Annotated in this window: 21 protein-coding genes; 13 read left to right on the top strand and 8 right to left on the bottom strand. The window is 46.1% G+C overall.

Annotation, left to right across the window (positions count from 1 at the left end):
• Positions 1-18: 18 nt before the first annotated feature.
• The 3 genes from CH367_RS11385 to CH367_RS20815 form a co-directional block, all read right to left on the bottom strand.
• On the bottom strand, positions 19-684 hold the full coding sequence (locus tag CH367_RS11385) for an LA_3478 family PerA/PerB upregulated protein (RefSeq protein ID WP_100762619.1): 666 nt from the start codon (positions 682-684) through the stop codon (positions 19-21).
• Between the two features lie 16 nt (positions 685-700).
• Positions 701-1438, bottom strand: a complete 738-nt coding sequence (locus tag CH367_RS11380) for a hypothetical protein (protein ID WP_100762618.1) — start codon at positions 1436-1438, stop codon at positions 701-703.
• Positions 1439-1929: 491 nt separating this feature from the next.
• A complete protein-coding gene (locus tag CH367_RS20815; protein WP_165783271.1) occupies positions 1930-2103 on the bottom strand; it encodes a hypothetical protein in 174 nt (57 codons plus the stop codon).
• A 216-nt stretch (positions 2104-2319) separates the two neighbouring features.
• On the opposite strand from CH367_RS20815, the gene CH367_RS11370 reads away from it, so the two are divergent.
• Positions 2320-3405 carry a helix-turn-helix transcriptional regulator gene (locus CH367_RS11370; protein ID WP_100762617.1) on the top strand — a complete coding sequence of 362 codons (1086 nt, stop codon included), beginning with the start codon at positions 2320-2322 and terminating at the stop codon, positions 3403-3405.
• 16 nt (positions 3406-3421) lie between these two features.
• Here CH367_RS11370 and CH367_RS11365 read toward each other — a convergent pair whose 3' ends face one another.
• The 5 genes from CH367_RS11365 to CH367_RS11345 form a co-directional block, all read right to left on the bottom strand.
• Positions 3422-3670, bottom strand: coding sequence for a hypothetical protein (locus CH367_RS11365; RefSeq protein WP_100762616.1), 249 nt, complete (start codon positions 3668-3670; stop codon positions 3422-3424).
• 118 nt (positions 3671-3788) lie between these two features.
• A complete protein-coding gene (locus CH367_RS11360) occupies positions 3789-4718 on the bottom strand; it encodes a bile acid:sodium symporter family protein (protein WP_100762615.1) in 930 nt (309 codons plus the stop codon).
• Positions 4719-4740: 22 nt separating this feature from the next.
• Positions 4741-5898, bottom strand: a complete 1158-nt coding sequence (locus CH367_RS11355; protein WP_100762614.1) for an aminotransferase class V-fold PLP-dependent enzyme — start codon at positions 5896-5898, stop codon at positions 4741-4743.
• A gap of 9 nt (positions 5899-5907) precedes the next feature.
• A complete protein-coding gene (locus tag CH367_RS11350; RefSeq protein WP_100762613.1) occupies positions 5908-6765 on the bottom strand; it encodes a ferritin-like domain-containing protein in 858 nt (285 codons plus the stop codon).
• A 62-nt stretch (positions 6766-6827) separates the two neighbouring features.
• Positions 6828-7454, bottom strand: a complete 627-nt coding sequence (locus CH367_RS11345) for a lysoplasmalogenase (protein ID WP_100762709.1) — start codon at positions 7452-7454, stop codon at positions 6828-6830.
• An 89-nt stretch (positions 7455-7543) separates the two neighbouring features.
• Here CH367_RS11345 and CH367_RS11340 point away from each other — a divergent pair, with 89 nt between their 5' ends.
• The 12 genes from CH367_RS11340 (at position 7544) to CH367_RS11285 (ending at position 20243) form a co-directional block, all read left to right on the top strand.
• Positions 7544-8533 carry a TerC family protein gene (locus CH367_RS11340; RefSeq protein ID WP_100762612.1) on the top strand — a complete coding sequence of 330 codons (990 nt, stop codon included), beginning with the start codon at positions 7544-7546 and terminating at the stop codon, positions 8531-8533.
• A gap of 90 nt (positions 8534-8623) precedes the next feature.
• Positions 8624-10504: a methylmalonyl-CoA mutase family protein gene (locus CH367_RS11335; RefSeq protein WP_100762611.1), complete on the top strand. Its 1881-nt coding sequence runs from the start codon at positions 8624-8626 to the stop codon at positions 10502-10504.
• A complete protein-coding gene (gene scpA / locus CH367_RS11330; protein WP_100762610.1) occupies positions 10501-12699 on the top strand; it encodes a methylmalonyl-CoA mutase in 2199 nt (732 codons plus the stop codon). The genes CH367_RS11335 and scpA overlap by 4 nt, the downstream gene beginning before the upstream one ends.
• Positions 12700-12713: 14 nt before the next feature.
• Positions 12714-13766, top strand: coding sequence for a methylmalonyl Co-A mutase-associated GTPase MeaB (gene meaB, locus CH367_RS11325; RefSeq protein WP_100762609.1), 1053 nt, complete (start codon positions 12714-12716; stop codon positions 13764-13766).
• Between the two features lie 305 nt (positions 13767-14071).
• Complete coding sequence (locus tag CH367_RS11320; RefSeq protein WP_100762708.1) at positions 14072-14449, top strand: LIC20211 family lipoprotein; 378 nt, start codon at positions 14072-14074, stop codon at positions 14447-14449.
• Positions 14421-15017 (top strand): hypothetical protein, encoded by a 597-nt coding sequence (locus tag CH367_RS11315; RefSeq protein ID WP_100762608.1) that lies wholly within the window; start codon positions 14421-14423, stop codon positions 15015-15017. Before CH367_RS11320 ends, CH367_RS11315 begins: the two co-directional genes overlap by 29 nt.
• 1 nt (position 15018) lies before the next feature.
• Positions 15019-15405 (top strand): hypothetical protein, encoded by a 387-nt coding sequence (locus CH367_RS11310; protein WP_100762607.1) that lies wholly within the window; start codon positions 15019-15021, stop codon positions 15403-15405.
• 8 nt (positions 15406-15413) lie between these two features.
• Positions 15414-17942 carry a TonB-dependent receptor plug domain-containing protein gene (locus CH367_RS11305; RefSeq protein WP_100762707.1) on the top strand — a complete coding sequence of 843 codons (2529 nt, stop codon included), beginning with the start codon at positions 15414-15416 and terminating at the stop codon, positions 17940-17942.
• Entirely contained in the window at positions 17942-18460 is a 519-nt protein-coding gene (locus tag CH367_RS11300) for a hypothetical protein (protein WP_100762606.1), read from the top strand. Before CH367_RS11305 ends, CH367_RS11300 begins: the two co-directional genes overlap by 1 nt.
• A gap of 82 nt (positions 18461-18542) precedes the next feature.
• The gene (locus CH367_RS11295) at positions 18543-19157 is read left to right on the top strand and encodes a MotA/TolQ/ExbB proton channel family protein (RefSeq protein ID WP_100762605.1); all 615 of its coding nucleotides are present in this window, start codon (positions 18543-18545) and stop codon (positions 19155-19157) included.
• A 22-nt stretch (positions 19158-19179) separates the two neighbouring features.
• The gene (locus CH367_RS11290; RefSeq protein WP_100762604.1) at positions 19180-19584 is read left to right on the top strand and encodes an ExbD/TolR family protein; all 405 of its coding nucleotides are present in this window, start codon (positions 19180-19182) and stop codon (positions 19582-19584) included.
• A 20-nt stretch (positions 19585-19604) separates the two neighbouring features.
• Complete coding sequence (locus CH367_RS11285; RefSeq protein ID WP_100762603.1) at positions 19605-20243, top strand: energy transducer TonB; 639 nt, start codon at positions 19605-19607, stop codon at positions 20241-20243.
• The last annotated feature ends 104 nt before the right edge of the window (positions 20244-20347 follow it).

The following is a 20347-nucleotide window of genomic DNA, read 5'->3' as shown; positions in this document are numbered from 1 at the left end:
TCCCAAAATAAAACCGCTTCATAACGAAGTGACTCCCCTCTTGATCAACTCTTCGTTGACCTTTTGGCGGATCGCGACTGCTTTTGTTCGGCTCATGTTGAGAATAGAAATCGGAATTCCGTTCGCGTTGTTGCCATAATCGATCATAAATCGAATCATTACGAGGCTGAGAGTAAAATTCTCCCGTACCTTAATCAATTGCGGAACGGTCATGTTTTTAAGATCGCCTTCGATTCTTCCGTAAAACTCATCCGCGGCGAGGCTTTCTCTCTGCAATACTTGTTGTTCCGTGCTCGCGACGGAAACGTTGTAGGATTGTCCTTTGAGTTCCGTGTCGACCTTCGCTTCCAGTTCCGCATCGGTCAGTTCGCGATTGAACAAAACATCTTTGGAAGCGATCGAGGATTCTTGCACGAACTTCTGATCCAATTGTCCGTTTTCGTTCATCATCCGAAACGATTCTTCGATGGCGGCTCTTTCGTTATCGGAAATTGCGGGTAAGGTTGCAAGAGGAGAACCTGGGGGTGGCGTAGGAATACCGAGATCTGCCGGAGTATACGGGGTCACGTTGGCGCTGAATAAAGGAGGCAATTTTCCCGAGTTTGATTTGATACAATTCGCCTCGACGAATAAGAATATTAGGAAGATGATATATTTGAATTTGAGAATGTTTTGTGGATTCATGTTTTCCTTTGCCCTTTCAAAAATTGTGAGTGATCCCGAATTGAACGTTTTGAATTCCGGAAAGAGGTGATCGTAGATCGGTGATTTCGGAAATCGAACGGATCTCTCTTCCTTGAATTTGTAAATCCTTGTAATTTTCGTTTCTACCGAAACGGACGTATGCTTTGATCGTTGAGAACGCGAAAAATCCGACCGTAAGTCCGGCGACAACCTGATAGCGTTGATACGAATTTTGAAAGGCGCGTTTTTCCCGATCGTTAAACCCGGAATAAGAATTTTGCAACGAATGGTTCTGTTGTGCGGCGTCCGCGTAGGCGGCGGCGGTCAAAACGAGAAGTCCGATTTTGATCCAAAGGGTGAACGAATCTTCGAATCTTCCATCGGTCGGTTTGTTGTCTTCGGGAAACCCTCTCCACTGTTTGTCCGAGGAGGCATGAAAAAAAATTAAGGATTCTATTGCGCTTCGAAACGCCGACGAATCCTTTATCTTTTTATAATATTCTTCCGACACGAAATCGACGACTTGATCTTTCGGAATTTTCTTCCCGACCTTATCGTTTCGGATAAAATAAAAATCTTGAAATTCGCTCACTTCCCCCAAAAGCGCGGGACCGCGATGCAATAAAAGAATTCCGTTACGGTATGTGGAGCCGACCGCGTTCGGTGATTTTGCCGTTTCCGAGTATAAGGTGGACGCGACTAACGTGAGAATTACGATCGCGAGTCGATTGCAAGACGCGTTTTTTAGAACCACCGTACCGCCTCCGCATCGACTTTGAGATCTGCAATCGTTCCTCCGCCTTTGATTTCCTTAAAGAGAATCCATTTTTTACCTTGTATCGTTTTTACTGAATACGATTGGAAGCGGATCTTTCGCCCTTCCAAAAATACGGGCGGATGCGGGAGAATTTCTGCCGTCGAAGTCGGTTGACGGTTTTCGTTTTCTTTGTCGATAGCTGTGTTCGTCGGTTCGCATTGGATCGTTTTTGGAATTGATTTCTGGGTGCTTGAAATTCCAAGCCAGAGCAGAAAGAGATTTCCCAATGAGGAAACGGTCAGAATTAGGCTAAACAAGAGGGTTTTCTTTGATATTTGGGAGAAATAAGGCATATAATTGCTTTTTATTTTACACTGATAGCAATCATTTTGAGACACTGTTTCTGAAAAAGTATTTTTAGACTTAATTTTTTTAAATTTACGTTATGTGTGTTTTAATTTTGGAACCAAATTTTTTGAAAAGAGATCTTATGAGAAGATCGTTCGAATGGAGCTGATGTTTTCAATGGTCATGGATTGATTTCTAGATGTCCCCGCATGAACCGCCGTTCGGATGTCGCTTAACGTTTCTCGACTTACGTCGATTCGGTAGTCCTGAGAAGTGATTCTTTCGAAGGATTGATTTAAGCCGGAACGAAACAATCAATCGTTTGATATTTGTGAACGGTCCGACATTCACAGGTGCGAAAAAGATCGAAACAAAAAGCCTCCATCCGGGAAAAATTATCAATAAAAAATTGCAGAGAATTATAAAAATGGAATGCAATCCTATCCCGTCTTCATCAACGTTAACGCTATAGTAACGCGAATCCGCGCGACTTGTCTCTAAATTAAAACAAAGTTGCAATCGATAGAGTCTTGGAAATTTTTTTTATAGTTCCGATTATGGCGGCGCTCGCAAACCTGAGTTGCCTTCTTGAAAATATTCGAAGAGATCATCGTTTTCATAAACTCATGACCGCTTTTTATCTCGCGATCGGGGTTCAGAATTTTTCGACCGCGGCCATGTGTGTTTCTTCCACCGAAGAGATCGGTCTTGCTTGGTGGATTTTTCAATGCCATTCTTTTTTTATCCTTTCTCCGATTCTTGTGGGAATGGCGAGTTTCTGTACGGGAAGAAAGATCTTAAATCGTTTTACGATTTTCGTTTTTATCGTCGCGATCGTTTTGGACTTTCTTTGTTCTTCGATGCCTCGAATGTTTATCGAAGGTTTTAAACCGTTTCAGTTCGGGTTGGCTCCGCTCGTTTCGCCGATTGGCGGCCGGATCGGAATCGGAATTCATCTTTTATCGATGTGCGTCTGTATTTATTTTTTTCTAAGACCGGTGCAATGGAACGTATTCTTCGAAAAACGTTTTTTTATCGGAGTGTTTCTTTTGTGGTGGTTGGCTTTGTTTTCGAATTTTTTACCTCTGTATGGAGTGGATTTTCCTCCCCTACATCCGGTTGCGGACGCGGTTCTTTCGGTGACACTTTCCGTTTACTTAAATCGATACAACGAGGGAAAAAGAGGTTTGCTTCAAATCGTCGCGAACATTTTGATTTCGATCGCGATTGGTGTTATGTTGGGAATGTCTTTTTGGAATGTTCTTAAATCCGTTCCGTTTCGAGAAGTCTACGTGACCGCGATCTCGGCCTTTGCGGCTTGTTCTTTTATTACCTTTCTTTTGTTCCATTCTTACGAAACGAAAAATTTATTGCCGACTTCTCATTTGAATCTGGAAGGTTTCGGACTTTCAAAACAGGAAATTCGGATCTGCGAACTGCTCGAGGAAGGAAACAGTAGAAATTTCATTCAATTGGTTTTGAACGTTTCCAACGGAACGCTCCGGAATCATCTCAAGAATATCTACGCGAAGGTTTTACCCGAATCGAAATCGAATTCCAAAGATCAGCTTCAAAGATTGACCGTTCTTCTTTCGAAACGAAAAGAAAAACTTTGATAACGTTCGACGGGGTTCAAATTCTCACCGAGTCGGAATGACAGAAGACGCAGTTCTTTGTCTGTTTGTGAGAATCGTTTCCTGAAGCCGGGACCTGAGAATTCAAATACGATTGAATGATCTGCAAGATGTGCGCGTTCGCATAAAAGACCCTTTGTGTATTGTCGTATGCGAGCGGATTTGTCGTGGTTCGTTCCGAACAGTCCACGCTCGCGCTCAGACCGGCGAACAGAAGTAAGGTGGTGATTCGATTCTCTCTAAACATAGATTCTCCAAATTTGTTTGCGAATCTATTGTAACCGTTCGAGAGCGGAACGGTCAACGCTCAGCTGTCATATCTTGCGCGGAAACCCTATTACATTTGTCATGTTTTTTCGTTTTTATCATTCTTCCTTTGCCGATCGTCTCCAAAAGGCCGCGAGCAAACTTCCGATCAAAGAATGAACCAAGCTGGAAATCGCGGCGGGAACGGCGACTAACGGATCGGGAAAATTATTTCTGGAAAGAACGACACCGAGTCCTGAGTTTTGCATTCCCACTTCGATGGAAATCGTTCTCGCGGTTTTTTGTTTTTTAATTAAAAGCCAAGAAAGCAGATAACCGAAAAAGAATCCCGATGCATGCAAACTCACCACGGCAATGATCAAAATCCCCGCGGACTGAAGAATCTTGTCCCTGCTCGCTCCCAAGATCGAAGAAACGATCATCGTAATCAAAAGGACAGCCACCAAGGGAGAAACGGTCTGAATCTTTTTAGAAATTTCGGGAAGATAGAAGTTCAGCAAAACTCCGAGCGCGACGGGAAGAATGACGACTTGAAACGTGTCGAAAAAAAGTCCGCCCGCGGAAGCCTCCACTCCTTTTCCGATTAAAAAAAGCGTGAGAAGTGGAGTCATAAACACGGAAAGAACCGTTGAGGTCGCGGTCATCGAAACGGATAAGGCCAAATCTCCCTTGGCGAGATACGTAATCACGTTAGACGCCACACCGCCGGGACAACAGGAAACCACGATCAAACCCGTCGCAAAAGGAGCGGGAAGATCGAGAAGAACTCCGATCGCCCAACCTGAAATCGGCATCACGGAATATTGTAAGACCACTCCGGCAAAAACAGGAATCGGAGTTTTTAAGACGTCTTTGAAGTCTTGGGGTAAAAGTGTGATTCCCATTCCGAGCATGGTCAATCCAAGTCCGTATGTGATCCAAGGACCCTTGAACCAAGTAAACCATTCGGGAAAGAAAAAGGAAAGAATCGATCCGGTTAAAACCCAAACCGGAAAGAGTAAGGTGCCGATTTCTCCGATCTTTTGCAGTTTGTTTTCCGCCTAACGAAAATTAACCGGAGAATGAACCGAGCAGTTCTACGACCCGATCCAACTGATCTTTACGATTGTAAATATGTGGGGAGAATCTTACCTTTCCGAGACGAAGCGCGCACATCACTCCGTTCTTTTTTAGATAAGTTACGAGTTCGTCCATCTGGATTCCTTCTTTGTAACCGACCACGATTCCGGTTCTGTTGTCCGGAAAATGATCGAGTTCGATTTGGAATCCTACGTTCTTCATTCCTTCCGAAAGATAATCGGCGAGTTCGTAGATTCTTTCCATAACGGAATGAAATCCGATCTTTTGAAGCATCTCTAACGTGGATTGAAAATAAACCCAGTCTATGAAGTTTCCGGTGGAAACCTCGTAACGATCGGCTCCGCTTTTCAGTTCGGCGCGATACGGAAGATAAACCTCGTCGTTGACCACGGAGCCCGTTCCTTTAAACGGAAATGCAAGCGTGTCGATCCGGTCTTGTTGGATGTACAACATTCCTAAGCCGAGCGGACCCAAAAGCCATTTCCAAGCGGGAAAGGCGATGTATTTCAGCTTCATCTTACGAACGTCGACCGGAACCAATCCGATTCCTTGCGCTCCGTCTAAAACGAATTCGATTCCTTTGGAATCCAAGAACGTTCCGATTTCTTCCAATGGGAAAGGCATTCCCGTGCACCAGTGAACTGCGGAAAGAGCCACAATCTTCGTTTTATCGCTGATGGAAGACTTTAGATTCTCCAGAAACTGATCCGGAGTCGATGCCATTGGAATGAATCCGAGTTTTATGCCCTTGTCTTTCCAGTGTTCCCAAGGATAAATATTGCTTGGGTATTCGTTTTCCAACAGGAGAATCTCGTCTCCGCTTTTCAGTTGAAAACCGAGGGATAAAAAGTTCATCCCCTCGTTCGTGTTGTGAATGATACAAAGTTCTTCAACGTCGCAGTTGATCAACCCCGCCACGATCTTACGAATCGCGTGTTTTACGGAAGCGTATTTGCGAACTTCCGTAAGGCCTCCTTTTTTGGAGTAACCTTCCATGTATTCGCCGACCGCTTGGATCGTATCCAAATTGCAGGGAGTGGTCCCGCAATTGTTCAACCAGATCATCTCCTGATTTACGGGATACAGATCTTGGATTTCTTTCCAGTCGGTGATCGTGGTTGATTGCATTCTTACCGATTACCTTTTTTTCTTAGCCTTTTTTGCCGCGACTTTCTTTTTCGGAGCCGCTTTTTTAGCTACTTTCTTCACGGTCTTTTTCGGTTTAGCGACCGCCTTTTTTACCGAAGCCTTTTTCTTCGGAGCAGACTTCTTCGCTACCGGTTTGCTCGCGGATTTTTTCGGAGCCGCTTTTTTTGCAGTGGCTGTTGCGGCAGGTTTCGGAGCGGGCGCGGGTTTGGAAGCGGCCACCGTTGCGGGTTTTGCAACCGGAGCTATCGCCTTCGGCTTCTTAGGAGTCGCGGAAGTTTTTGCGGGTTTTGATTCCGCCTTTGCAACTTCTTCCGCTTGTTCATCCCAGAAAAAAGTTCCTTGGCCGGAACCGGATTGATCCAATCCGTTCAACTCGGTTTCCAAAAGAGATTGATAGTTGTGATTGTAGTCTTTCAGTTTTACGAAAAGAGATTTGATATTCACGTCTTCGAACTTGTTCGCGAGTTTTTCGTAGAAGGAAACCGCATTCTCCGCTTCGCGGATCGCCAACTCAAGAGCCTCGTGTGCGTCCTTGCTTCCCGGACCGGAGATGGTTCTTTCCACCTTGTTCATCAGTTTCTGAAGAGTGGAATCGTGAAACTTATGAATGGCCGTAAGTTGTTTGAGGTTCGGGAGTTCGGATCCTTCCGCTTGTTCGTACAATTCAGTGATGAATTTGATATGATCGTCGACTTCTTCCGCAAGTCTTTCGAAAAGCTCTTTGGTGTTACCGGGAGAGAGTTTTTCGTAAGTGCCCATATAAAATTCGAAGTAATCTTTCTCGTGCTGAATCGCCGCGGCGACTGCTTCTAAAAATGTGGTTTCTTTTAAGGGTTTAATATTCATAATAAGATTCCTCCCGATTTCTTTGCTATCTTAGTTATGTTACGGACTGAATCAATAATTATTTAATTTTCTTCCACGGATTCATAGATGAGAAACTGCGCGGCGTAATACGTGGACATGATCCAAAGTCCGAGAAGCGGAATCGGAAGCGCGGCGAATTTTCCCATCGCGATAAAACTGTCCGATAAAATAAAAAGAGAAGATCCCGCAAAGGATTTCCAAAACTCGGGACGAGGACATTCTCTCGAAGCCGCTCTCCAACCCATCACGCAGATCGCGGACACATAACACGCCACGGGAACGTAAAGGGAACTTCCGATTCCGGGAAGAATCCAAGTGTAGAACGAAATTCCGAATGCGAAGTACGGAATCAATCGTACTAGGTTGACCGGGTTTCCAACGGAGAATCCGATCGAATACAAAATCTGAGCCACGAGAAACGAACCGAGTCCGAACACGAAATAATTTCCGGGAAGACCCAAAAACGTATCTCCGAACAGAGAGAAGATCAAACCAACAAAGATGTATTTTCCGGCCCTGTCCTTCCATTTGCCTTCGAAGAAAGAAAAGAAAATCAAAATGAGAATCGGAATTACCTTGGTCGCTAATTTGAGAGCGATTTCACCGGGTAAAAAATAGGTAACGAGCAATTGAATCACTGCGGTAACGGAAAATAAGAGTAAAATCATCTGAGCCTTCTTTCTGGGAATTGGGATTGTAATTTTGTTCGGAGCCGGGAGTTTTGTCATCAAAGAATCGGGAAAAATAAAGAGGGAATATGGGATATTGGAGTTCTGGAGAATCGATCTTAGTCGTTATCTTTACGGTGGTTTTAGGTCTTCTCGTCTATTTGGATCTCTTCGTTCTCAATAAAAGAGCGCATAAAATTCCTTTGAGAGAATCGGTTTATTGGTCTCTCTTCTGGTTCAGTCTCGCGATTTCGTTTAGCATTTTGATCTACGTTATGGACGGTTCTTCCGAAGATCCTTCTCGCGGAAAAACAAAAGCGCTCGAGTTTGTCACCGGTTATCTTCTCGAATATTCCCTTTCCGTGGATAATCTTTTCGTGTTTATCATGATCTTTCAGAAGTTTCGGATAACGCCTCAGTATCAACCTCTGATTTTAAAATGGGGAATCATCGGCGCTTTGATTTTCCGCGCAATTATGATTTTTATCGGCGCTGGTCTCATCTCTCAGTTCAACTGGATTCTTTATTTGTTCGGAATTCTTCTTCTTTACACAGCCGCTAAGATGTTCGTACACGAAGAGGAAGAGGATTTTCATCCCGAGTCTTCTCCCGTGATCAAGTTTGCGAAGAAGATTCTTCCCATGAGCCAGAACAATCATCCCGAAAAGTTCGTCGTGACCGAACACGGAAAATATCTTTTCACTTCCACGTTCATCACTCTTTTGATCGTTGAGTTCAGCGATATCATGTTCGCGCTCGATTCGATTCCGGCGATTTTTTCGATCACCACCGATGCGTTCATCGTTTACACTTCGAATATCTTTGCGATCCTCGGTCTTCGTTCCCTTTTCTTTATGCTTTCCGGCGTGATGGAACTTTTTGTCTTTTTGAAAAAGGGAGTTTCGGTTCTACTCGCTTTTGTGGGAATCAAGTTGCTTCTTCCTCTTTTTTCTCCCTATGTTTTCGGGCACGAGATTCACATTCCGATTTTGGTTTCCCTCGGAATCATCTTGGGAACCTTGACTCTTTCGATTTTGGCTTCGATTCCCCATTACCTCAAAACCAAAAATGAGAATTGAAAGAGGGTTTTTGACTTTACACCGGAGTCTTGCGAGGTTCCCTAGAAAGAGAACCTTGTAGAAGCCTCTCAAAAAAAGAGAAAAATCAAAATGGCAGACCAGAAACTATTTACGGATTTCCCGCCGGTCAATCGGGAAGCCTGGATTGCACTCATCCAAAAAGACCTCAAGGGCGCGGACTTTGAGAAGAAGTTAGTTTGGGAAACCGGAGAAGGATTTAAGATCCAACCGGTTTATACCAAAGACGATATCGGCGATAAGGAATGGCTCACGTCCAATCTTCCCGGAACCTTTCCCTTTGCGAGATCCACTCGTAAACTCGTTCAAGACTGGAGCGTCCGTCAGGACTTCGATTCTTCGAGCGTAGCCGAAGCCAATCGATTGGCGAAGGAAGCCGCGAACAACGGCGTAACCGCGATCGGATTTATCATAGAAAACAAAACCTCCCCACAACGTGGAATTCCGGTTAAATCCGCAAAGGATTTGGAAGCGCTCATCGACGGTCTTCCATTCGATCAAGTAACCTTACACTTCATCGCGGAAGAACGTTCTCCCGAAATTTTTTCCTGGCTTCCGAAAGGAAAGGTTCTGGTGGGCGGACTCGGATACGATCCGTTTCGGATTCTTCTCAAACACGGAAAATCCGGAAAACATTCGATCGCCGGTCTTAAGGAAATTTTAGAAACCTTCGCGTCCTCTTGGCCGCATTACAGAGGTTTGTCGGTAGCCTCTTCCACGTTCCGAGACGCAGGTTCTACGATTTCCGAAGAACTCGCGTTTACGTTGGCCGCAGCGGCGGAGTATGTGCAACAACTGAAAGAAGCCGGAATGTCCGTGGACACGATTGCGTCTCAGTTGATGTTTGAATTCTCCGTCGGACCGGATTACTTTTTGGAAATCGCAAAGTTTCGCGCCGCGAGAATTCTTTGGGCTGAAATTTTAAAAGAATTCGGACCCAAGGAAGAATCTTCATCGCACGCGTTCTTAAGCGCTCAAACTTGTAGATACAATTACAGTGCTTACGATCCAAACGTGAACATGCTTCGTGCGACTACCGAAGCGATGTCCGCGGCGATCGGTGGTTGTGAGGTCATCAGCATTTCTCCATACGACAGCATTTTGAAAACGGGGGATTCTTTCTCGTTGAGAATCGCGCGTAACATTCAACTTCTGATGAAACACGAATCTTACATCGACAAGGTCGTGGATCCTTCCGCAGGTTCTTATTATCTCGAATCTCTCACCGATTCGATCGCTCAAAAGGCTTGGGAAATTTTCTGCGAGATCGAATCCGCGGGCGGTTTTTTAGAAGCGGTCAAAAAAGGAATCATCCAAAAAAAGATTTCCGATTCCAGAAAGAAAAAGGAAGAAAACCTCGCGAACCGCAAGGAGATTCTTCTCGGAACCAATCAATATCCGAACGGAGAAGATCGGGTTCCCGAACTCAATCAAAATCAAACGTTAGGCGATATCGAAAGCGTTTCCGGAGAAATTATCTGCGAAAAGATCACGGATTTTCGAGCAGGAGCCGCGATCGAAGAGATTCGTTTGAAAACGGAAGCCTCCGCGAAAAAGTCCGGTAAAACTCCGACCGTTCTTCTTTTACCGATGGGCGATCTCAAAATGAAAAAAGCGAGAGCCATCTTTTCTCAAAACTTCCTGGCCTGCGCCGGATATAAGGTCGTGGACCCGGGAAGTTATGCGACACCGGAAGAAGCTCTGCAAGGCGTAAAAGAAACGAACGCGGACATCGTGGTTTTCTGCACGAGCGACGAGGAAGTCTCCGGTTTTGTGGATTCTTCCCTTGCTCTTTTGAAAAAACAAAATCCGAACATTCTCGGAATCGTCGCGGGAAATCCGACGGAACAAATCGATTCTCTGAAATCAAAGGGGATCGAATTTTTCATCCACGTTAAATCCCAACATTTAGAAACTCTGAAACTGATTCAGAAAAGGCTGGGCATCCAATGAAACGTCCGAGTTTTGACCCAAAACGTTATGCGCCACAGGGTAACGGTAAAATTTCCAAATCCGATTGGGAAAAATCCGCGCTCGGAGATCTGGGTTTAAGTTCCATCGAACAAGCGCTTTGGAATACTCCCGAAAAAATTCCGGTCAAACCGGTTTATACGGCGGAAGACATCGCAAAGATGGAACATCTCGACTACGCGGCCGGAATTCCTCCGTATTTACGCGGACCGTATTCTACGATGTATGTTCAACAACCTTGGACGATTCGTCAGTACGCGGGTTTTTCCACAGCGGAAGAATCGAACGCATTCTATCGTAGAAACTTAGCCGCGGGACAAAAGGGTCTTTCCGTCGCGTTCGACTTAGCGACTCACAGAGGATACGATTCCGATCACGAACGTGTGGTCGGCGACGTCGGTAAGGCCGGGGTTGCGATCGATTCGATCCTCGATATGAAGATTCTTTTTGATCAGATTCCTTTGGATCAAATGTCCGTATCGATGACGATGAACGGCGCGGTGATTCCCGTGCTTGCGTTTTATATCGTCGCCGCGGAAGAACAAGGGGTCAGCGCCGATAAACTTTCGGGAACGATTCAGAACGATATCTTAAAAGAATTTATGGTGCGGAACACATACATCTATCCGCCCTCGCCTTCGATGAAAATCATCGCGGATATTTTCAAATACACTTCGGACTTCATGCCCAAGTTCAACTCGATTTCGATTTCGGGTTACCACATGCAGGAAGCGGGAGCTACAGCCGACATTGAGCTCGCTTATACTCTCGCGGACGGTTTGGAATATCTCAGAACCGGAATCAAAGCGGGAATGGACGTGGATACGTTCGCACCTCGTTTGTCCTTTTTCTGGGCGATCGGTATGAATCACTTTATGGAAATCGCAAAGATGCGCGCAGGCCGTCTTCTCTGGGCGAAACTCGTAAAACAATTCAATCCTAAGAATTTAAAATCACTCGCGCTAAGAACTCACTGCCAAACATCGGGTTGGAGTTTGACCGAACAAGATCCGTTCAACAACGTCGCGCGGACTTGTATCGAAGCGTTAGCCGCGGCTTTGGGTCATACGCAGTCGCTTCACACGAACGCACTCGACGAAGCGATCGCGCTTCCTACCGACTTCTCCGCGAGAATCGCAAGAAACACGCAGATCTTTTTGCAGGAAGAAACGAACATTCATCGTGTAGTCGATCCTTGGGGCGGTTCGTATTACGTAGAATCTTTGACACATTCTCTCGCACATCGCGCTTGGGAACTGATCGAAGAAGTCGAGAAGTTAGGCGGAATCGCAAAGGCGATCGAAACCGGAATTCCTAAGATGAGAATCGAGGAAGCCGCCGCGCGCAAACAAGCCAAGATCGATTCCGGAAGAGACGTGATCGTCGGAGTCAACCAATACAAGGCAGTCGAAGAAAAACCTTTAGACATATTAGATATCGATAATACTGCGGTCCGCGAATCCCAAATCCGCAGATTGCAGGAATTGAAGAAGAATCGAAACAGCGCCGATGTGACCGCGGCTTTGGACGCGATCACAAAATGCGCCGGAGGCGGAGAAGGAAATCTTCTCGCGCTCGCGGTGGACGCGGCTCGCAAGCGCGCGACTCTCGGCGAAATTTCCTACGCTATGGAAAAAGTATTCGGAAGATACCAAGCTACAATCCGTTCGATTTCGGGGGTTTATTCGTCCGAGATCGAAGACGATCCCGATTTCAAAAGGGCGAAAACTCTTTCGGACAAGTTTGCGACTCTGGAAGGACGTCGTCCGAGAATCATGGTCGCCAAGATGGGACAGGACGGACACGACCGAGGTGCGAAGGTGATCTCCACCAGTTTTGCGGATATGGGATTCGACGTCGATATAGGACCTCTGTTTCAAACGCCTGCGGAAGCCGCAAAACAAGCCGTGGAAAACGACGTGCACATTCTCGGGGTTTCGAGTTTGGCCGCGGGTCATAAGACGCTTGTTCCACAAGTCATCGGCGAACTGAAAAAACTCGGAAGAGAAGACATCATGGTCGTTGCGGGCGGGGTGATTCCGCAACAAGACTACGACGTTCTTTACAAGGCGGGAGTTACGGGGATCTTCGGACCGGGAACGAAAATTTCCAAAGCGGCCGCGGACATTCTAGAACTTCTCATCAAAGATTTAGAAAATTCTAAAGTAAACGCCTAAGGAAGAATCGTCCCTTGAGCTCCGGAGAACAATCCGGGATTCCTTCCAGCGGAGGAATCCGATCGACTGGAATCTCCAGAAAGGCCTTGCCTTCCGTGGAAGAATTCGTAAAAGGAATTCTTTCCGGAGACAGGGTGATGCTCAGTCGCGCGATCACGTTAGTCGAAAGCGCGCGTTCGGATCACAAAGAACTTGCAGAAAAGATCATAGACGCTTGTCTTCCTCATTCCGGCAATTCGATCCGAATCGGAATCACCGGAATTCCGGGAGTCGGCAAAAGTACGTTCATCGAATCCTTCGGGATGAACGTGATCTCCCAAGGTAAAAAACTCGCGGTGTTGACCATCGATCCTTCGAGTCAGATTTCCGGCGGAAGTATTCTCGGAGATAAAACGAGAATGTCCGAACTTTCCAGAAACGAATCCGCGTTCATTCGTCCTTCTCCTTCCGGAGACTCGTTAGGCGGCGTTGCTCGTAAAACCAGAGAGACGATTTATCTTTGCGAGGCCGCCGGCTTCGATACGATTTTTGTGGAAACAGTCGGCGTCGGACAATCCGAAACCGCGGTTCATTCGATGGTGGATTTGTTTTTGTTGTTACTCATCGCGGGTGCGGGCGATGAACTTCAGGGAATCAAACGGGGAATCATGGAGATGGCGGATCTGTTCGCGGTCACGAAAGCGGACGGAGACAACAAGATGCGCGCCGAAAGAACAAGAATCGAAACACAATCCGCGATTCATTTTTTTCCTTCTCATGAAAACGGATGGATCCCGAAAGTTCTTTCCTGTTCCTCTCTTTCGGGAGAAGGAATCGGAGAAATTTGGAAACAAATCCAAGAATATGAGAAAACCGTAAAGTCCGGCGGGCACTTCGAAAGCAGAAGAACGGATCAAGCCAAGTACTGGCTGGAAGAAACGGTCTCGGATCATTTGATCCACGATTTTTATACGCGTATGAAGGATCTTTACGGAGATATGGAAGATAAAGTTAGCCGTCACCGCATCAGTTCTTTTCAAGCCGCGGAAAAACTCATTCAAGAATACAGAAAACGTATTCAGCAATAGATTCTTTCGGACCTCAAAAACCTCGAATTCGTTCCCAAAACCCCTCTTTCTCGCCGAGGGAGGCCATTTTTTCGAACCCTATTTTTTCCCGAATTGGAACTTTTTTTCTATGAGACTGTCATTCATTTTCGAAAATGCAGATTACAATTTACATAGAAGGATTCGATCCGTTGGAGCCGGTAAAAAATTTATTCTTGCGTGTATATCTGACAGATACTATCTGGTAGATATACTGTTTCCGAGATAATACAGATATAAAACTATTCGGAAGTAAATCGGGCTTAATAGGGTTGCAGGCAGGTACCGTGAAAGTTTCTCAAATTCTCTTTTTATTCTTCGTTTCATTGACGTTGTTTCATTGCGCTACGTCTTCCGCCGGAATTGCGACGAGCAATGTCCCGGTTGCGGATCGCAAATACAAGGTGATCGGTCCCGTGGAAGGTCACAAAACCTGGAATACTTTCGACATCGCAATCGTGGGAGTTCCCCTATCCGAGCCCCCGATCGACAAGGTAGTCACCACGATGTTGACCGAAAAGGAAGCGGACGCTCTGATCAACATTCGTTATTGGACGGACAAATACATTCTTCTTTTCATCACCATCAATAGACTGCATATCAATGCGGAAGCGATCAAATTCGAGGATCAACTCAATGACCAGAACGGTAAAAAAAGAAAATAAGCGCATAACGTTCTTTGCGATCATTCTCTTTTTCGTTCTCGGAAATTGTATGGGTGCGACTTTGTTCGAACCCGGAGGAAGAGCTCGCGGCCCGGCCATTTACGAATCGGCGACCATCATTCGCACTTCCGGTTACGACATTCTGGAAGAATCGGAAGGAGAATCCTCCACCTTCTTTTTATTCGGAATGATTCCGGTCACCAATCCGATTAGCATCGATTATGCGCTGAGTCAGGCGGTTCAAAAAGTTCCCGGCGGAAGAAGTCTCGTGGGAATCAGGGTCTGGCACGAAACACACGTTATGTTTCCTCTCGGCACGGTTTCCGTTTTAAAGGTGAAGGGAGACGTCATCGGGAACAAGGAAGAATCCGAACGTTTGAAACTCGAGAATCAAAAGAAAGAAGCCGCCGAAGCCGCGGCTAAAGAAGGAAAACAAAACGTGGAATCTTCCCCGTCGTCGTCCCCCTCTTCCTCGGGAGGAATCTCCGTAGGCGGCGGTAAACGTTCCTCGAATTCCGGTTCTCAAGAATCGGGCGGCATTTCGGTCGGCGGGAAAAAGAAGGATTAGTATGTTCTTATATCGTTTATTCCATTCTTTGAATATTCTCAAAAGAAAGAATGTTCTATTCGTGCTGATTCCGCTTTTCGTTTCTGCGCTTTTTAACTGCGTGAGACCGGAGGTCGTTTCGCCGAGCGATTCTCAAAGTCAGATTTATGCGGCGGCGAATTTTCTCGCAAACAAATGCGGAACTCCGATCCCCGCTCCGTTCCCGGTCGTTTTAGAGGACGTTCAACAAAAGAATCTGGATCTTTGTACGATCGCGATCACAAGATCGGAATGTCCTTTCGTTTCGTATCCGTTCGCATGTGTTCTACTCTACGTGGACAAACCTCTCGACGATATTCCCTGGTATCTCAACTTTCAGGAAACATTCGTAAAAACTAAAATACAGTAAGGCAGATGATGAAACTTATTAGAAACATACTGATCATTCTTCTCGCCGCTCCTGCTTCGGAATTATTCGCGGAAGTTTCTTTCCGCGCTCGGGTTTATTCCCGGAATAAGAATTCGGGAGAAGCCAACATCACGGTGCGACTTTCCGAAACCAAAAAATTCTATCAAACGGATTCGGAAGGTTATTTTGAAGCGATCGTTCCTTCCGAAGGAACTTATACGTTTCGGATTTTGAGAGATACCGGAATGCAGGAAATCCGTCAGGAAATCGGAGACACTTCGGAGACGGTCGTTCTTTATACGGACAAGTCCACCGCTTCGAGCGGAATTTCCAAAGGTGGAATCAACGTCACCGGCGAACGGGAAAAACAAACGATGTCCCGTACAAAACTTCGTTTCGAAGAAATCAAACGGATGCCGGGTACTTTCGGCGAACCTCTTCGTTCCATCGAAACGATTCCCGGTGTGGTTCCCGTTTCCGCTTTCGGCGGGGGCGCGAGCAACTACGTATTCCGTGGTGCGGATCCGAACACGAACCTTTATCTTTACGACGATCTTCCGATTTTGTATCCGTTTCACTTCGACGGTTTGACTGCGACGATCAACGGGAACCTGATCAAATCCATGGACGTTTATACGGGAGTTCTTCCCGCGAATTTCAACAACGCACTCGGGGGGGTGATCGAAATCGAATCTCCCGATAAGGTGGAACGTTCTCAGGGAAATTTTTTGACTTCTCTTTGGGCGGCTTCGGCAAACTATCAAACGACGTTCGCGGGTGGAAAAGGTTATGTTCTCGGCGCAGTAAAAGTCGGTTACATCGACAAAACCTTCGAGACGTTAGGCAATCTTTCCGGCGGAAGTTTACTGCCGGACGGAGTGAGACTTCCTCGTTATACGGATTCTCAAGTGAAGATGGTCTATAACTTCAACGATCATCATCAGATTTCGTTTTATTCCTTAACCGCGAAGGACGACTTCGCAATCAATCCTCCGGCAAAAGCCCAGAACGATCCGACTAAGGATCCGTTTGCCGCGTTTGCGGGTGGGAGTTTTTCCTCGGGTCAAGGATATCGTACACAAGCGTTTCGTTATATATGGAGACCGACCGAAAAATTCTCCAATCGAATCACGTTTATCAGTTACGATCCGTTCGCGGATTACAACGTTTCGCTCGGTTCCGTAAAAGGAAAACAACGTGGAAGCGGTGCTTACAACGGGATTCGACAAGACGCGTATTGGGATCCAAACAAACATTTTACGTTGGAATTCGGTTCCGAAGTCCGTTTTCTCAATTACAAAACGACCGGAACTACGATTCAACAAACCGATCCGAACAACCCGGATCCGAACCCGTATGATACGGCTACTCCGGATTTTAGAACCGTTCCCGATACGAACCGCGTTCAAAGTAAGTATTACAACGCTTATACTACGATGAAGATTAAGTTCGGCGGTTTGCTCATCGAGCCGGGCGCGAGATACGATTACATTCCTTATATTAAGAATGGTGCTCTCGGTCCTAAAACTCAAGTTTCCTACAAGTTTGAAGGAATCGGAAAGGGAACAACCGTCTTCGGTGGTGGTGGAGAACACTATAACTTTCCATTGACGACTCAGTTCTCCGAACAAAGCGGAAACCCGCATTTGAAGTTTCAAAAGGCGTTTAAATACGGCGGGGGAATCGATCAACAAGTCACTTCCGATTGGCAAGTTAAGGGAGAAGTTTTTAAACAGGAATTCTCAAACCTGATCGTGGACGATCCTTATATCACGAGTTTTATAGGAACCAATCCGGATCAGTACGGAAAAATCACTCAACCTTACGTTCTCAACAAACCTCTCAACTATTCCAACAACGGAAACGGTCATTCCCGCGGTTACGAATTGTTGATTCGTAAAACCGCGGCTCCGGGCACAAGAGATTGGTTCGGTTGGATCTCCTACACTTGGTCGCAAACATTCAGAAATTCTAATATTTATAAACCGGATGCGATAATGGATGCGGTGGGGACCGGACCGGAACAAAGGCTGATCGCTCAGTCGTATCACAATTCGAAAGAAACCCTTTACGCATACGACCGCACGCATATCATCAACATGGTTTTCGGTTGGAGATTCAGTCAGGATTGGCAGTTCGGCGCGAGATGGTCTTACTTAACTTCGACTCCGATCACTCCGATCGTGGGAGACGACGGTGGTAGATTCTCGAACCCCGCGAACAACCAGACGATTTGGGTTCCGGTTTCCGCAAACAATCCGTATCTTGCGGATTACACAAACACGAAACGACTCGCGGACTATCATCGATTGGATATTCGGATCGACCGATTCCTGAACTACGAATGGGGTTACGTGAACACGTTCTTCGAAGTCATCAACGTATATATGAGGCAGAACGTTTCGGGTCAGGACTTTGACGTTACGCGTCCTTTCTCCGCGACAAACCCGAAACCGAGCCAAACGTTCGGAACCCTTACGCTACCCGGCGGAACCGTAATTCCGTTTTTCAACGTAGGGATCGAGGTGAAGTTCTGATGAAAAGAAATCGATTCAAGATCGTAAAAGAATGGATCGGAAATCTTTCGTATTTACTGATCGCTTTTTATTTCATAGAGAACTGTAACAATCTTCCGAACGAAGACGACAGTTACAATCGGGACAACGAAAAAAGAGTGGTTCTTCAGTATCTTCTTTTGCCTCCGACGGACCCGCTTCAGTCTTGTGTAAATTCTTTGCAAGCCGCGCAAACCTGTTTGAATCAAGCTCCCGATTTGCCGACTCCTCTTTCGGAAGTTGCGATCGTGACCTTGTTCAGCGGAGGAGACGCAACGATCGGAACGTATCAGAACTTTTGCAATCGTTTGTTGAATTCTTCCACGTTCGTAAAATTTACGAGCCGGGCAAAAGCCTGTGTGATGGATTGCAATCGTTCTTATTGGGTAAGTAAGAATTCTGCGGGAACCTGCGGTGAAAGCGGGCTTTCTCAGATATCGGGACTATCGACCGGAACGTTTTCTTGTACGAAAACGTGCGTGAGTATTTCGGGACAATGAATCGTTCTAAAAATGAACTCCTGAAAACTGAGTGACTTCGATGTCGGTTTTAAAAAATAAAGAATATTAGAGGATCCAGATTATGACTATGTTTTTGGTTGAATACGGCGAGACTTTCATTTTTGTCGTTATGCTCGTAGCAAGTATCGTTGCTCTCGCGGTAGGAACTGAAAGAATTCTGATTTTTCGCAGAAATCTGAGAAACACGGACGCCATTCTTCCCATCTTAACGTCCGAAATCAGAAAGGGCGATTGGAACGCGGTGAAGACCGTCGCTTCCGAAAATCCTGGAAACATCTACGCAAAATTTTCCCAATTTTCCGCGGAACAATACGAGGTCGGTCACGACGCTCTTGCGGAATTGCAAGAAGGAAGAATCATTGGTGAACGAGTCGATCTCGAAAATCATCTTCCGATTCTCAATACTCTCGGAAACAACGCGCCCTTTATCGGTCTTCTTGGAACGGTTCTCGGGGTGATCAAAGCGTTCTACGGCTTGGGAACTCTCGGAAGTACGGGAGCCGAATTCGTGATGAGAAGTATTTCCACCGCCCTTCTCGCAACTGCGGCAGGTCTTGGTGTTGCGATTCCGGTCGTAATGGCGAACAACTATTTTACGCGAAAGCTGAAAGTGATTCAGGCAAATTTGGAAATTCTTTCCAGAGAGTTTCTTGCTACACTTTCTCGCAAGAGATAGACTCATAAGGAGAACGTGATTTATGGCAGGCTCTGCTCCCTCCGGCGACGGAGAAGAAATAGGCAATATCAATATCACTCCGATGGTGGATGTGATTCTGGTTCTTCTGGTGATCTTTATGGTGACCGCGAACTTCTTAAAAAAAGAATCGATCAACATCAATCTTCCTAAAGTGGAAGCCGCAGACCCGAACGTCGCTCAATCGGTTCAGGTCGCTTTGACCAAGGACGGAAAAATTCTTTTGGAAGGATCGGATACTTCCATAGAAAAATTGAAGGCTCATCTCGAAAGGGACGCCAAAATCAGACCGAACATGCGTCTGACCCTTTCGGCGGATTCTTCCCTACCTTATGGAAAGATAGCGGAAACGATGGGTGTCATTCGTAAGGCCGGAGTGACGAAGATCGCGCTTTCGGTTAAACGTTAGGCGAAATAGGTAAGGTTTTCATGGCAAGCGTTCCCGAAATCAAACAGAAGATCATCCAATTCGGATTGTTCCGTTTTTGTCTGATTGCTTCCTTTGTTTTACATTCCGTTACGATCGGAGCCTACTTCATCGCGACATACATTCCCGACGCGGAAATTTCTTCCGAAGATTTGGAAGCCCAGGATGTGGAAGTGGATCTGGAAGACATTCCGCCCGAGTTGATCGGCGGGACCTCTTCACCCGCGCCCGTTGAAAAACAGGAATGGGTGGAAGGTTCGAATCAGAACGCGGACGATCCGATCGACGAGGATCTCAATCCGAACGCTCTTTCCGGAAACGGAACCGATAAGGACGGATTCTTATTTTCCTACAACGGAGATAAAACTCCGACTCCGATCATCGACTTCGATCTGAGGGATTTTTTCCCGCCTCAAGCCAAGTCTGCGGGAATCGTTTCCAAACAAGTTGTTGTCATCGTTCAGATCGACGAACAAGGAAACCTGCAAGGCGCGAAGATCGCATCCGGGAAAGCCGGATTCGGTTTTGACGAAGCGGCGATTAAGATCGTGAAACTCGCTCGTTGGAGTCCGGGATACGTTCAGGGAAGACCTACTAAAATGTCACATCGGGTTCCGATTTCGTTCAATCTGGAAGATTGATTCGTTTCGACTTTCGAAGGCTCGTTTTTCGAAAGTTCCCTCTTTGCGATTTTTTTTTCGTTTTCCGATCCAAGAAACAAAACCGTACCCGTTTTCAAAAATTA

It is taken from the genome of Leptospira barantonii, assembly GCF_002811925.1.
Taxonomy (GTDB): domain Bacteria; phylum Spirochaetota; class Leptospiria; order Leptospirales; family Leptospiraceae; genus Leptospira; species Leptospira barantonii.
The sequence above is the reverse complement of the archived record's forward strand: the minus strand, read 5'-3'. Positions and strand labels throughout refer to the sequence as shown.

What these genes read in the sequence shown, in the direction of transcription:
- CH367_RS11385 (WP_100762619.1), bottom strand. Translation starts at nt 684, where the DNA reads ATGAATCCACAAAACATTCTCAAATTCAAATATATCATCTTCCTAATA.
- CH367_RS11365 (WP_100762616.1), bottom strand. Translation starts at nt 3,670, where the DNA reads ATGTTTAGAGAGAATCGAATCACCACCTTACTTCTGTTCGCCGGTCTG.
- CH367_RS11355 (WP_100762614.1), bottom strand. Translation starts at nt 5,898, where the DNA reads ATGCAATCAACCACGATCACCGACTGGAAAGAAATCCAAGATCTGTAT.
- CH367_RS11350 (WP_100762613.1), bottom strand. Translation starts at nt 6,765, where the DNA reads ATGAATATTAAACCCTTAAAAGAAACCACATTTTTAGAAGCAGTCGCC.
- CH367_RS11345 (WP_100762709.1), bottom strand. Translation starts at nt 7,454, where the DNA reads ATGATTTTACTCTTATTTTCCGTTACCGCAGTGATTCAATTGCTCGTT.
- CH367_RS11340 (WP_100762612.1), top strand. Translation starts at nt 7,544, where the DNA reads ATGGGATATTGGAGTTCTGGAGAATCGATCTTAGTCGTTATCTTTACG.
- CH367_RS11335 (WP_100762611.1), top strand. Translation starts at nt 8,624, where the DNA reads ATGGCAGACCAGAAACTATTTACGGATTTCCCGCCGGTCAATCGGGAA.
- scpA (WP_100762610.1), top strand. Translation starts at nt 10,501, where the DNA reads ATGAAACGTCCGAGTTTTGACCCAAAACGTTATGCGCCACAGGGTAAC.
- CH367_RS11315 (WP_100762608.1), top strand. Translation starts at nt 14,421, where the DNA reads ATGACCAGAACGGTAAAAAAAGAAAATAAGCGCATAACGTTCTTTGCG.
- CH367_RS11310 (WP_100762607.1), top strand. Translation starts at nt 15,019, where the DNA reads ATGTTCTTATATCGTTTATTCCATTCTTTGAATATTCTCAAAAGAAAG.
- CH367_RS11305 (WP_100762707.1), top strand. Translation starts at nt 15,414, where the DNA reads ATGAAACTTATTAGAAACATACTGATCATTCTTCTCGCCGCTCCTGCT.
- CH367_RS11300 (WP_100762606.1), top strand. Translation starts at nt 17,942, where the DNA reads ATGAAAAGAAATCGATTCAAGATCGTAAAAGAATGGATCGGAAATCTT.
- CH367_RS11295 (WP_100762605.1), top strand. Translation starts at nt 18,543, where the DNA reads ATGACTATGTTTTTGGTTGAATACGGCGAGACTTTCATTTTTGTCGTT.
- CH367_RS11290 (WP_100762604.1), top strand. Translation starts at nt 19,180, where the DNA reads ATGGCAGGCTCTGCTCCCTCCGGCGACGGAGAAGAAATAGGCAATATC.
- CH367_RS11285 (WP_100762603.1), top strand. Translation starts at nt 19,605, where the DNA reads ATGGCAAGCGTTCCCGAAATCAAACAGAAGATCATCCAATTCGGATTG.